Source organism: Mycobacterium sp. E2462 (assembly GCF_001672685.1).
Taxonomy (GTDB): Bacteria; Actinomycetota; Actinomycetes; order Mycobacteriales; family Mycobacteriaceae; genus Mycobacterium.
Genome location: NZ_LZKC01000191.1, coordinates 1 through 12,851 on the forward strand (window position 1 = coordinate 1; position 12,851 = coordinate 12,851).

Here is a 12,851-nt window from a genome sequence, read left to right on the forward strand (position 1 = left end):
TGATCCCGGTGCGCGAGTAGATCCACTCGTCGGAGGAGTCGATGTTCTCGCACAACTCGTCGTTGGCGACCACCCGCATCCCCACCGCGCCTCCCGGCGCGGACGACGAGCCGGCCACCAGCGAGATCCCGCCGCTGGCCGCGGCGCCGCGGATCTTCCGCGGCGACGACTCGGCGACCGGCCAGATCCCGATCCAGCAACCCGGCCCGCAGCCCAAGATCTTCCGGCCCCCGCAGGCCTGACGCGTCAGCGCAGCGGCGCGGACGCGAAGCCGCGTAACCCCTCCACCGGGTCGACGGCCGCGCGGAAACCCAGGACGTCGGCGGCGCGCGCCGGGTCGGCGACGATGTGGCGCACGTCGCCGCTGCGGTACTGGCCGGTGACCACCGGGGTCGACGCGTCCCCACGCGCCTCGCACAGCGCGGTGGCCACCTGCCGGATCGAGATGGGCCGCCCGGAGCAGACGTTGAACGCCGAGAACCGGTCGGCTGGCGACGTCGCGGCCGCCAGGTTGGCCGCGGCCACGTCGTCTACGTGGACGAAGTCGCGCATCTGCCCGCCGTCCTCGAACACCCGCGGCGGCTCGCCCCGCTCCAACGCCGAGCGGAAGATCGCGGCCACCCCCGAATACGGGGTGTCGCGCGGCATGCCCGGGCCGTAGACGTTGTGGTAGCGCAGCGCCACCACCGCTGCGCCGGTGGCCTCGGACCAGGCCAGGGCGTAGTGCTCCTGCGCGGTCTTGCTGGCGGCGTAGAGGCTGCGGGGGCGCAACGGGGCGTCCTCGTCGACGAGGCGCCAGTGCAGCTCCTCGTCGCCGATCGGGCAGCGGTGCTCGAAGATCCCCGCATCCAGGTCGGCCCGCCGCCGCGGCAGCGGGTCGACGTCGCCGTGCCGCTCGCATCGGTACCCGCCCTGCCCGTAGACCACCATCGACGACGCCAGCACCAGGCGGGTCACCCCCGCGGCGAACATCTGCGCCAGCAGCACCGTGGTCGCCAGGTCGTTGTGCGCGCCGTAGGCCGGCGCGTCGGCGGCGTCGACGCCCGCCCCCACCATGGCCGCCTGATGACACACCACGTCGACGCCCTTCAGCAGCGGGGCCAGGGCCACGGCGTCGCGTACGTCGACCCGGTGACACCCGTTGGGCAGCACCGGGTTCGGGCCGTGCGCGACGATTGCGCCGCCGGCCGCTCAGCCGGCCGGCGACGAGGGTGGCCGCGACGACGCCCAGCGCCACCCCGACCAGCGTGAGATCGAAGGTGCTGGTGATCTGCTGGGCCAGGTTGTTGCCGTACACCGGGTGTTGCTCCGGCGAATTGGGCGAATCCGCGAACCGCGGCGCCAGCGCGACCCCGACGACCACCCGGGCCACGCCGAGGGTGGCGACCAGCCCGCACAGCGCCGCCACCGGGCGCGCCGAGGCGTGGGCCAGCCGGGCGCGCACCCACAGCGACAGCGCGGCGGTGACGAGGTCGAACCCGGCCAGCACCACGCTGTCGTAGCGGGAGAAGGGGTAGTTCAGGCTGATGCCCACCAGCAGGTCGGTGATCCGCATCAGCATCGAGCCCACGCTCCACACCCCGATCAGCAGCAACCCGTGCCGGGCCGCCGCCCGCCACGCCGCCTCCTCGGCCGGCGCGGTGGGGCGCGCACCCAGCAGCGCGCCGCGCGCGAAGATCGCGGCGCCGGCCGCCCACGCCAGGTAGCCCTCGAACCCGACGCCGGCGGTCGAGGTGTTCTGCGCGATGCCGTGGAACGCGTCGAGGTCCCGTCCCACCGGCAGGACCCACACCACGACCCCGGCGACCAGGGCCGAGGATCCCAGCGCCACGGTCGCCAGTTGCGCGGCGCGGGTGCCGCGCAGCAGCCATCGGGAGGCCACCAGGACCGCGGCCAGCGCGACCACGCCGTAGACCACGGCGGTGGCGATGACGGCGATATTCTGCTTGCCGAAATCGCCCGCGCCGTTGGGGCTTTGCAGCGCATACCGCACCCGCCAGTACAGGTTGAAGCCGAAGCTGAGGGCGGCGGCCAGCATGGACACGTAGCCGATGACGCGGGCGGTCGCGTGCCAGCCGGTGCGCTCTTCGCCGGCGGGCAACGGCCCCGCGTGGGCGCCGGTGCTCGGGGCCTGCGCGCCCAGCAGCGCGCCGGCGGCGCCCGCCCAGGCACCCGGGCCCACCCCGCCGGGGATGGCGACCGTGCCGCCGAACCGCACCGTCTGGGCCGCGTCGAACGCCACGAACCCGAGCACCAGCGTCAGGTAGGGCACGTTGAGCAGCAACCGGATCAGGCCGGCGGTGCGCGGGTTCAACGGCGCGCCGCCCGATCGCCAGGACCCGGCTACGGCGAAGGCGACGACGGACAGCAGCGTCACGCCGAGCAGCACGACGAACACGGTCGTGTTGCTGTCGGGGATGCCCAGGCCGAAGTACAGGTTCCACGGCAGGAACAGGGCCACGACCACCAGCACCACGCCCGTCAGGTCGGCGGCGAGGTTGCCACGGCGCCCGGCGCCGGGCCCGGCGGCGCGGGCGATGCGGGCCCGCGGCGTTTGCTGTGCCGGCCCCGGCGGCCCTGAGATGGGGCCGGTCGGCGCTTCGTCGCTGATCTGGCTCACCATGCCCCCCGGGAGTCAAGGATGGTTGCGTGTGGCGCGCGTTCGGCTCGCCGGCGAGGGATCACCCCGCCGAACCGGCTGCACCGCTGGGTTGCGAACATATTCTCCGTTCGGGCGCCGTGGCACCGTCGCTCAGCAGGGCGGATCCGCGGCGACCGGCCCGGCGTGCGAGAAGCTGGTTACGCTGCGCTAGTAGGCGAACCTCTCGAATGAGTGATACTGCCGACGGTATCGCAAGTTTAATGATGCCGGGAGATTGCTGGTCGTGGGGTGGCCGGCCGAAGGAGAACCGGTATGGACGTCGTGTTGGGAGTTGCGGTCACGGGCCCCGTCGCCCGCTTGGCGCTGGTCGGGTCGGGGGCGCAGAGCGCGGGCGTGATCGACCAGTCCGTCGTCGACCTGGCGGACAACCCCATCGCAAAGCTGACCGAGACCGTGGCCGGCACCAACCGGTTGCTGGCCGGTGAGAACCACCGGCTGGTGGGCACCCGGGTGTGCTGGACGGATCGCACCAGCGCCGACGCCCTGCGGCGCGCGCTCGAGGATTCCGGCGTGCACAACGTGGGGGTGCTCTCGGAGTCGCAGGCCGTGGCCGCGCTGATGCGCGCGGCCGGGCACCCCGGCGCGGCGCTGGTGATGGACGACGCCACGGCGACGCTGTCGCTGGTCGATCCCGCCGCCGGCGACCCCGACGCCCCACCGACGGTGTTGGCCACCCGGCCGCTCGCGGGCGCGTCGAGCGCCGACTCCACCGCCGCGCTCAACACGATGATGGCGAACCTGAGCGCCCGCCCGGATTTCCCCGACGACGTGCTGCTCCTGGGGGCGTCCCCGGATTTGAACCGGGTCGCCGAGGAGCTGCGCGACGGCTCGACGATGCGGGTGCAGGTGGCCGACGACCCCACCTTCGCGCTGGCGCGCGGCGCGGCGAGCGCCGCCGCGCCCGCGGCCTTCACCGCCGGCGACGCCACCGCGATGGCCCCGGCGGTCGGCTTGGCCGGCGACGCGACGGCGCTGGCCCCGGCGGTCGGGGGGTATGGCGACGCGACGGCGATGGCGCCGGCGGTCGGCGGGTATGGCGACGCGACGGCGATGGCCCCGGCGGCGGGGCTGACCGGCGACGAGACGGCCGTGGTTCCCCAGGGCGAGTTCGCCGATCCCGAGGACCAGCAGCTGGCCTACTCGATGGCCGACGACGGCGGCGCCCTGGGCGGCTACGACGATTACGACTACGACGACGAGGGCTACGCAGAGGGCTACGCCGAGGGTGACGACGAGGACGCCGCCGAGCCGGCGCGGCTGTCGCGGCGCTCGCTGCTCATCGGCAACGCCGTCATCGCCTTCGCGGTCGTGGGACTCGCGTCGCTGGCGGCCGCGATCGCCATCGCCGTGCGCCCCACCGCCAGCCAGCAGCCCGTCGTCGGCGTGCAGAACGCCGCCCCGGGCAAGTTCCTGCCGATCCTGCCCTCGCAGCAGCAGGCGCCGGTGCCGCCGCCCCCGGTGGACCAGCCCAACGCCGGCTTCCAGGGCGGCACCGTGTCCGCCCCGACGGGCGGTGGCCCGGCACCACAGCCACTGCCGCAGAACCCGGTCGGCCCCGTGCCCGAGGCGCCGGTGGAGCCGGGAGTGCCCGGTTACGGGCCCGGCCCGAACCCGCTGGTGCCGGTGCCGGTGCCGATCCCCATCCCGTTCCCGGGGTGGCGGCCCAACTACCCGCCGTACAACCCGTACCCCCCGTACCCGCCGCCGACGACGACGAAATCCCCGCCGACGACCACGACCCCGCCGACCACGACGACGGTCCCGCCCACGACGACGACCCCGCCGACGACGACGGTCCCGCCCACGACGACGACCCAGCCCACCACCACGGTCGCGCCCACGACCACCACACACGAGGTGCCGACCACCACCTCCGAAGCGCCGACGACCACGTACTCGCCGCCGACGACCACGCACGAGGCGCCGACCACCGTCCCGAGCCCGCCCAAGCCGACCACCCAGGCGCCGCTGCCGACGCAGACGCGGCAACCCGTCGTGCCGACGCAGCCGGCGGTCCCGCAGGAGCCGCGCAGCGGAGGTCGCCACGGCTTCTGAGCTCGCAGGGCCGGACCGCGGGGCCGACGAGGTCACGGTGGTGCTGCCCTGCCTCAACGAGGAAGAGTCGCTGCCGGCGGTGCTGGCGGCGATCCCCGCGGGCTACCACGCGCTGGTGGTCGACAACAACAGCACCGACGACACCGCCGGGGTGGCGCGCCGGCACGGCGCCCGGGTCGTCGCCGAGCCCCGGCCCGGGTACGGCGCGGCGGTCCACGCTGGCGTCGTCGCGGCAAGCACCCCCATCGTCGCCGTCATCGACGCCGACGGCTCGATGGACGCCGGGGACTTGCCGCGGCTGGTCGCCGAGCTGCGCCGTGGCGCCGACCTGGTGACCGGGCGGCGCCGGCCGGTCGCCGGGCTGCATTGGCCGTGGGTGGCCCGGGTGGGCACCGTGGTGATGAGCTGGCGGTTGCGGACCCGCCACGGCCTGCCCGTGCACGACGTCGCGCCCATGCGGGTCGCGCGCCGCGAGGCGCTGCTGGACCTCGGGGTCGCGGACCGGCGCTCGGGGTATCCCCTCGAATTGCTGGTCCGCGCGGCGGCCGCCGGCTGGCGCGTGGTCGAGTTCGACATCAGTTACGGGCCGCGCACGGGCGGCAAGTCGAAGGTCAGCGGTTCGCTCAAGGGCAGCATCACGGCGATCCTCGACTTCTGGAGAGTGATCTCGTGACGGCGCTGGACGTCACCGCGCTGGTGGTCGCCAAGGCGCCCGAGCCGGGCCGCGCCAAAACCCGGCTGGCGGCGTCCGTCGGGGACCGGGTGGCCGCCGAGATCGCCGCCGCCGCACTGCTGGACACGCTGGACGCCGTGGCCGCCGCGCCGGTGGCCGCGCGGGTGGTGGCGCTGACCGGCGACCTGGAGCAGGCGGCCGCGGCGGCCGACATCCGGCAGCGGCTGCGCGACTTCACGGTCATCGCTCAGCGCGGCGCCGACTTCGCCGCGCGCCTGGCCAACGCGCACGCCGACGCCGCCACCGGGTTCCCGGTGCTGCAGATCGGGATGGACACCCCGCAAGTGACGGCCGACCTGCTGGGCGGCTGCGCGCGCCGGCTGCTCGACGCACCGGCCGTCCTGGGCCCGGCGGCCGACGGCGGTTGGTGGGTGCTCGGCGTGGCGTCGCCCGCGATGGCCGAATGCCTGCGCGGCGTCCCGATGTCGCGGGCCGACACCGGGGAGCTGACGCTGCGGGCGTTGCGCGACAGCGGGATCGAGGTCGCCACGGTGCAGCAGCTGGCCGACATCGATGTGGTGGCCGACGTCGCCGTGGTGCGCCGCGCCTGCGCGCCCGGCAGCCGGTTCGCGCGGGTGACCCGCGCGGCGGGGCTCTAGCCCGCCCTACCAGCCGGCCCTACCAGTGGGTGAGCACCACGGTGTTCACCAGCAGCGTCCCGGCGGCGTTGAGCGCCAGCCACAGGCGCGGGGCCCGCGGCACCAGCGCGGGCGCCGCGACGAGCCAGACGGTGAACGGTAACCAGATCCGTTCCACCTCGGCCTTGCTGAGCATGCTCAGGTCCGCGCACACGATCGCGGCCAGCATGGCCACCAGCACCAGGTGAAATCCCGAGCGGCGCCGCAGGGCGGCGACGTCGAACGCCCGCGCGACCCCGGCCACGCCGCCCAGCCCGATCGCGCACACCACCGCCGCCAGGTTGGCCCAGCCCCAGTACTGGAACGGCCGGTCGTTCGCGATGCCCTGCCAATAGCGTCGCTGGACCAGGGTGTAGCCGTCGAACCAGTTGAACCCCGCCGCGGCGAAGGCGACCGCGACCGCCACCGCGGCCAGCACCGCCGGCACCAGCGCCCGCCGCGCCGCACGCCAGCCGGGGGCCGACGCCAGCACCGCGACGGCCGGCAACCCCATCAGCCCCAGGCCGTAGTTGCAGAACACTCCCCAGCCCAGCAGCAGTCCCGCGGCGGCGGCGGTCAGTGCGGGAAACCGGACCGCGCGGTGCACCGCGACGGCCAGCAACGCGATGCCCCACGCCGCCACCCCGGCGAAGTAGCCGTCGGCGGAGACCGCGACCCAGATCGCCGTCGGCGCGACGGCGACGAACGGGGCGGCGCGGCGGGCGGTCTCTTCGTCGGCCAGCGCGCGCACGGCCACCACCACGGCGGCCGCCGCGCTCGACCCGACCAGCAGGCACCACAACCCGGCCCAGGCGCCGCCGTGCAGGCCGATGCGGTCCAGCCAGACGAACGTCAGCAGCGCGCCCGGCGGGTGCCCGGAGACGTGGGTAGTCCACGAGTCCGGTTGATAGTCGACGATTCGGCTGGCGAAGGTGCGCAACGTTGCCGGGATGTCGGTGATGCGCGGCACCTCGAACAGGTACTCGTCGCGGGTGGTCAACCGGCCGGCGAAGCCGCGCTGCCAGCCGTCGATCATCGCCAGCGCGAAGGCCCACACGCAGCCGGTGGCCCACGCGCCGAGCGTCAGCGCCCGCCACGAGACCCGTTGCGCCAGAGCGGGTCCCCACAGCACCGCGGCGACCGCCAGCGCGACGGCGGGGCCGGTGCCCCAGCCGACGTGCACCTCCCACTCGCCGAAGATCGGCGTCGCCTGCGCGTGCGTGGCGAGCCGCTGCGGGCCGAGGTCGCGGCGCGGCCGGACATCCCGATCCAGCAGCGGCAGCGCGACCGCCGCCGCCACCAGCGTCGCCCCGGCCGCCGCGGCCAGCGCCTCCCGTCCAGCGACCCTCACGGACGGTCAGCTTATTGATCGCCGGCGAAGCGGCGCACCAGCGCCGCGCGGTCGACCTTGCCGATGCCGCGCCGCGGCAGGGCGTCGACGAGGTGGAGCTCGCGGGGCGCCGCCGTGGCCTCGAGGGTGCGGGCGACGTGGCGGCGCAGCGCGTCCAGGGTGGGCGCCGGGCAGCCGTCCGCGACCACCACGGCGGCGACCACCCGCTGGCCCAGCCGGTCGTCGGCCAGCCCGAACACCGCGCAGTCGGCGACGGCGGGGTGGCTGCACAGCGCGGCCTCGACCGGTTGCGGCAGCACGGTCAGCCCGCCGGTGCTGATCGCGTCGTCCACGCGGCCCAGCACGGTGAGCAGCCCGGCGGCGTCGACCGACCCCAGGTCGTCGGTGCGGAACCAGCCGGGCTCGGCGAACGGGTCCGGCGTGACGGGGTTGCGGTAGCCCTTGGCCAGGGTCGCGCCGCCGAGGACGATGCGGCCGTCGTCGACCCGCAGCCGCACGCCGTCCAGGGGGACGCCGTCGTACACGCAGCCCCCCGCGGTCTCGCTCATGCCGTAGGTGCGCACCACGGTGACGCCCGCTGCCGCGGCCGCGTCCAGGACGGGGCGCGGGGCGGGGCCGCCGCCGAGCAGCACCGCGTCGAGTTCGGCGAGCGCGGCGGCGGCGGCCGGCTCGGCGAGCGCCTTGGCCAGTTGGGCCGCCACCAGCGAGGTGTAGCGGCGCCCGGGGCGCAACTGTCGGATGGCGGCGGGCAGTCGGGCGACGTCGAAGCCGGCGCTGACGTCCAGCTCCACCGGCACCGAGCCGGCGATCGCGCTGCGCACCAGGACCTGCACGCCCGCGATGTGGTAGGGCGGCAGCGCGAGCAGCCAGGCGCCCGGCCCGCCCAGCCGGTCGTGGGTGGCTGTCGCGCTGGCCGTCAGGGCCGCGGCCGTCAGCAACGCGCCTTTGGGGGCGCCGGTGGTTCCCGACGTCGTCGCGACGAGGGCGACGTCGTCGTCGATGTCCTCGCCCACCCGCAGGGCCTCCGCCGCCCGATCGTCGTCGGGCGCCACGGTCACCAGGGCGGAATCGCGGCCGTCGAGGACCCGTTGCAGGGCCGGCAGCAACGAGGACGCGGCCGATCCCGGTGAAACGGTGAGGGCGCGCAGTACGGCTATGCGCGATCCTCGGCGGGATCGTCGTCGAACGGCCAGCCCTGCGCGGCCAGCCGCTCGCGGACCCGCTCGACGTCGGCGGGCGCCGGCAGCTCGTCGGTGATCTGGGTGATCAGCACCCCGATGTCGACGTGGTCGAACTCGTTACGCTGCATCAGCTCCTGCGCGACGGCCTTGACCTCGTCGTTGGACAACCGGCGGCTCAGCAAGGCCAGCACCGGGAAGGTGTCGGTCGCGGGGATGCCCTCGGGGTATCCCGCCCGCAGCCACGACACCACGGAATGCAGAAATCCGTTCACGCTGTTCCAGCTCCCCCCGGCGTTCGGTTCGGCAACTCGGTGGGCATCTGCCGATGTTACTTGGCTTTTGCCCCCAGGAACGGGTACCCGGTGTGGTGCGCGATGAACTCGCGGGCGATGAACAACAGCGCGAAGAGGATGACCGCGACGACCAACCCGTAGATCACCCAGGCGGCCGCGGTCAGGGCGGGGTTGCGCTGGCCGCCCTCGCTGCCGTTCAGGCTGATGTCGCCGGAGCCGGCCGCCTGCAGCCGGATGCCCACCGCGAACAACCCGGGCAGCGCCGCACCGGCCAGCATGGAGAAGATGAGGATCTTGATGCTGGCCTGGTAGTTGAACCAGTCGCTGAAGTGACTCATGATGCGCTCGCCTTCACGGTCGGGTCGTCGGAGCCCGAGCGGGGCGCCGTGGTGCCGGCGCCGGCGGTGGGGCCGGCACCGTTGGTGGGCGGCAGCTGGGCGCTGGACGCCTCGTCGAGCCCGGCGGTCAGGTCGCCCTTCCAGTCGTCGTTGACGTTGTTGTGGTCGACCTTGACCTTGCGCGACCGGATGTAGATGGTGGCCGACACCGCGACCAGCAGCAGGAAGCCGATGATGGCGCCGGGGTACCCGCCGATGGAGTGCACGATCCAGTAGGTGACCGCGCCGACCAGCCCGGCCAGCGGCAGCGTGACCAGCCACGCCACCCCCATGCGGCCGGCGACGCCCCAGCGGACCTCGCCGCCCGGCTTGCCGAGGCCGCTGCCCAGCACCGAGCCGGTGCACACCTGCGTGGTCGACAGCGCGTAACCGAAGTGCGCGGAGAGCAGGATCACCGCGGCGGAGGACGACTCGGCCGCCATGCCCTGCGGCGACTGGATCTCCACCAGGCCCTTGCCCAGGGTGCGGATGATCCGCCAGCCGCCCAGGTAGGTGCCGGTCGCCATCGCCAGCGCGCAGCTGACGATCACCCACAGCGGCGGCATGGCCGCGTTCTTGCTGACCGACCCGTAGGAGATCAGGGCCAGAAAGATGATGCCCATGGTCTTCTGGGCGTCGTTGGTGCCGTGCGCCAGCGAGACCAGCGAGGCGGAGCCGATCTGGCCGCGCCGGAAGCCGGCCTCGCTGCGCTTGCTCGGGACGCCGCGGGTGATCCGGTACACCAGCCAGGTCGCGACGGCGCCGACGATGATCGCCAGGATCGCCGAGACGACGGCCGGGATGATGGCCTTGGAGACCACGCCCTTCCAGATGACCCCGTGCGCGCCGACGGCCGCGATGGTGGCGCCGACGATGCCGCCGATCAGCGCGTGCGACGAGCTGGAGGGGATACCGAGCAGCCAGGTCAGCAGGTTCCACACCACGCCGCCCACCAGGCCGGCGAAGACCAACTCGAGCGACACGATGCTGGAGTCGATCAGACCCTTGGCGATCGTGGCGGCGACGGCCGTGGACAGGAACGCGCCCACGAGGTTCAGCACTGCCGAGAGCGCGACCGCCGTCTTGGGCTTGAGCGCGCCGCTGGCGATCGAGGTCGCCATCGCGTTGCCGGTGTCGTGGAAGCCGTTCGTGAAATCGAAAGCCAGTGCTGTGATTACGACAATGATCAAGAGGAACAATTGGATGTTCACATCGCCCGATTCTGGTGGTAGGGGAGTCCCATTGTCGAATGGGGGAACTGGCGAAATGCGGGTGTACCTTGAACCGTCGCCAGATGTTACCTCTCAGTTAACCGGCGTTTCCCTTTTGTTCACCTCGGGTGTCGCGGCGTAGTGGGTGCTCAGGGGGGATTTCGAGGAAGATCAGCGTGATCCCGTCCGGGTCGGTCACGTGCATCTCGTGCAGGCCCCACGGTTCCCGCCGCGCCTCGCGCGCGATCGCCACCCCGCGCCCGATCAGCTCGGCCTGCGTCGCCTCGACGTCGCGCACCTGCAACCACAGCGCGCCGGGGAACGGGCCGCGGGAGTGGTCCGGGGAGCCGAACCCGGCCAGTTCCAGCAGCGACTGGCCGGCGAAAAACACTGTGCCCGCACCGTATTCGCGGGCGATCGCCAGCCCGATCTGGTCGCGGTAGAAGGCCACCGACCGCTCGTAGTCCGCCGGCCGGAGCAGCATCCGGCTTGCCAGGATCTCCATGGTTCGTGTCTAGCACGAACGCGGCCGGCTACCCCGACGCCGGCTGGATGCTCTGGCGTTGCAGGATCGCGTTGACCCAACGGGGCCCCACCGTGTCGAGCGCCTTAGCGGCGATCGCCATCCGCGGCGCGATGCGCACCGGCCGGGTGCGGGCCGCGGTGATCATCCACTCGGCGGCCTCCTGCGACGTCAGCGCCGGCATGCCCTGATAGGCCTTCGTCGGGGCGATCATCGGCGTGGCGACCAGCGGGTAGTACAGCGTGGTCGAGTGCACGCCGTCGCGGCCCCACTCGGTCTCGACGACCCGGCTCACCGCCGACAGGGCGGCCTTGGACGCGTTGTACACCGCGAACAGCGGCGAGGCCTCCGACAGCACACCCCACGTCGAGACGTTGATGACGTGGCCGTCCCCGCGCTCGAGCATGCCGGACGCGAACCCGCGGATCAGCCGCAGCGGGGCGTAGTAGTTGAGCACCATGGTGCGCTCGACGTCGTGCCAGCGCTCCAGCGACTCGGCCAGCGGCCGGCGGATGGAGCGGCCGGCGTTGTTGATCAGGATGTCGACCCCGCCGAGGCGGTCCTGCACGTCGGCGACCAGCGCGTCGACGGCGTCCAAATCCGACAGGTCGCAGGAGATCGGGATGGCGCTGCCGCCGGCGGCCGCGATCCGGCCGGCCAACGCGTCGAGCAGGTCTTGGCGGCGGGCGACGACGACCACGGTGGCGCCCCGCCGGGCGAACTGCTCGGCGGCGGCCTCGCCGATGCCCGACGACGCGCCGGTGAGCACGATCCGCTTGCCGTCGAGCTCGATGGGCCTGATCGGGGGGCGGTTGAGCAGCACCTGCGGCGTGATCGGCGGGCGCATCGTGGCCAGCACGACCTGGTCGGTGAGGCGGCGCAGCGGACTCTTACTCACAGGCGGCGAGTCTAGGGGCGGGGGGACCCGCCCCCGGCCGCGGGCACTAGAAGTACCGCGGGAAGGGACTCCAGTCGGGGTCGCGCTTTTCCAGGAAGGCGTCGCGGCCCTCGACGGCCTCGTCGGTCATGTAGGCCAGGCGGGTGGCCTCGCCGGCGAACAGCTGCTGGCCCACCAGGCCGTCGTCGAGCAGGTTGAAGGCGAACTTGAGCATGCGCTGCGCCTGCGGCGATTTGGCGTTGATCTCGGCGGCCCACTGGATCGCTTCGTTCTCCAGCTCCGCGTGGTCGACGACGGCGTTGACCGCGCCCATCTGGTGCATCTGCTGCGCGGTGTAGGGCCGGCCGAGGAAGAAGATCTCGCGGGCGAACTTCTGCCCGACCTGGCGGGCCAGATACGCGCTGCCGTAGCCACCGTCGAAGCTGCCGACGTCGGCGTCGGTCTGCTTGAAGCGCGCGTGCTCGCGGCTGGCCAGGGTGAGGTCGCAGACCACGTGCAGGCTGTGCCCGCCGCCGGCCGCCCAGCCGTTGACCAGGCAGATCACCACCTTGGGCATGAATCGGATCAAGCGTTGCACCTCGAGGATGTGCAACCGGCCGGCGCGTGCCGCGTCAACGGTGTCGGCGGTGTCCCCGCTGGCGTACTGATAGCCGGAGCGGCCGCGGATGCGCTGGTCGCCGCCGGAGCAGAACGCCCAGCCGCCGTCCTTCGGGGACGGCCCGTTGCCGGTCAGCAGCACCACGCCGACGTCGGGTGACATCCGGGCGTGGTCGAGCACCCGGTAGAGCTCGTCGACGGTGTGCGGCCGGAACGCGTTGCGCACCTCGGGGCGGTCGAACGCGACCCGGACCGTGGCGTCGCGCACGTGCCGGTGGTAGGTGATGTCGGTCAGGTCGGCAAATCCGTCGACCGGTCGCCAGTGCTCAGCGTGAAAGGGGTTGTCGGTCAAG

At 73.4% G+C, this 12,851-nt stretch carries 11 protein-coding genes and 3 pseudogenes; 3 read left to right on the top strand and 11 right to left on the bottom strand.

Annotated elements, in window-relative coordinates; translation table 11 throughout:
• The 3 genes and pseudogenes from A5714_RS27580 to A5714_RS27045 form a co-directional block, all read right to left on the bottom strand.
• Positions 1–127, bottom strand: a 127-nt coding sequence (locus tag A5714_RS27580; RefSeq protein WP_369829431.1) for a hypothetical protein, incomplete at its 3' end; no start/stop codon positions are given.
• A 119-nt stretch (positions 128–246) separates the two neighbouring features.
• Positions 247–1,170 (bottom strand): annotated as a pseudogene (locus tag A5714_RS09315) (NAD-dependent epimerase/dehydratase family protein); the annotation flags it as partial.
• Positions 1,171–1,192: 22 nt separating this feature from the next.
• Positions 1,193–2,623 (bottom strand): annotated as a pseudogene (locus tag A5714_RS27045) (hypothetical protein); the annotation flags it as partial.
• Between the two features lie 291 nt (positions 2,624–2,914).
• Here A5714_RS27045 and A5714_RS09335 point away from each other — a divergent pair.
• Genes A5714_RS09335 through A5714_RS09345 form a run of 3 tightly spaced genes read left to right on the top strand, consistent with a single transcriptional unit; the run spans position 2,915 to position 6,049 of the window.
• The gene (locus A5714_RS09335) at positions 2,915–4,717 is read left to right on the top strand and encodes a hypothetical protein (RefSeq protein ID WP_068284743.1); all 1,803 of its coding nucleotides are present in this window, start codon (positions 2,915–2,917) and stop codon (positions 4,715–4,717) included.
• 37 nt (positions 4,718–4,754) lie between these two features.
• On the top strand, positions 4,755–5,390 hold the full coding sequence (locus tag A5714_RS09340) for a glycosyltransferase family 2 protein (RefSeq protein ID WP_197513626.1): 636 nt from the start codon (positions 4,755–4,757) through the stop codon (positions 5,388–5,390).
• Positions 5,387–6,049: a DUF2064 domain-containing protein gene (locus A5714_RS09345; RefSeq protein ID WP_068064789.1), complete on the top strand. Its 663-nt coding sequence runs from the start codon at positions 5,387–5,389 to the stop codon at positions 6,047–6,049. Before A5714_RS09340 ends, A5714_RS09345 begins: the two co-directional genes overlap by 4 nt.
• Before the next feature lie 19 nt (positions 6,050–6,068).
• Here the strand turns inward: A5714_RS09345 and A5714_RS09350 are convergent, their stop codons facing one another.
• The 8 genes and pseudogenes from A5714_RS09350 to A5714_RS09385 form a co-directional block, all read right to left on the bottom strand.
• A complete protein-coding gene (locus tag A5714_RS09350; RefSeq protein WP_068284747.1) occupies positions 6,069–7,418 on the bottom strand; it encodes a hypothetical protein in 1,350 nt (449 codons plus the stop codon).
• A gap of 11 nt (positions 7,419–7,429) precedes the next feature.
• A complete protein-coding gene (menE, locus tag A5714_RS09355) occupies positions 7,430–8,512 on the bottom strand; it encodes an o-succinylbenzoate--CoA ligase (RefSeq protein ID WP_369829432.1) in 1,083 nt (360 codons plus the stop codon).
• 59 nt (positions 8,513–8,571) lie between these two features.
• Positions 8,572–8,871, bottom strand: a complete 300-nt coding sequence (locus tag A5714_RS09360) for a DUF3349 domain-containing protein (protein ID WP_068064797.1) — start codon at positions 8,869–8,871, stop codon at positions 8,572–8,574.
• Between the two features lie 56 nt (positions 8,872–8,927).
• Positions 8,928–9,230, bottom strand: a complete 303-nt coding sequence (locus A5714_RS09365) for a hypothetical protein (protein WP_068064800.1) — start codon at positions 9,228–9,230, stop codon at positions 8,928–8,930.
• Positions 9,231–9,243: 13 nt separating this feature from the next.
• Positions 9,244–10,480: pseudogene (locus A5714_RS09370) on the bottom strand (anion permease).
• A gap of 97 nt (positions 10,481–10,577) precedes the next feature.
• Entirely contained in the window at positions 10,578–10,985 is a 408-nt protein-coding gene (locus A5714_RS09375; RefSeq protein WP_068064805.1) for a VOC family protein, read from the bottom strand.
• 28 nt (positions 10,986–11,013) lie between these two features.
• Positions 11,014–11,901 carry an SDR family oxidoreductase gene (locus A5714_RS09380; protein ID WP_068284751.1) on the bottom strand — a complete coding sequence of 296 codons (888 nt, stop codon included), beginning with the start codon at positions 11,899–11,901 and terminating at the stop codon, positions 11,014–11,016.
• Positions 11,902–11,947: 46 nt separating this feature from the next.
• Entirely contained in the window at positions 11,948–12,850 is a 903-nt protein-coding gene (locus A5714_RS09385) for a 1,4-dihydroxy-2-naphthoyl-CoA synthase (RefSeq protein WP_068284753.1), read from the bottom strand.
• Between the last annotated feature and the right edge of the window lies 1 nt (position 12,851).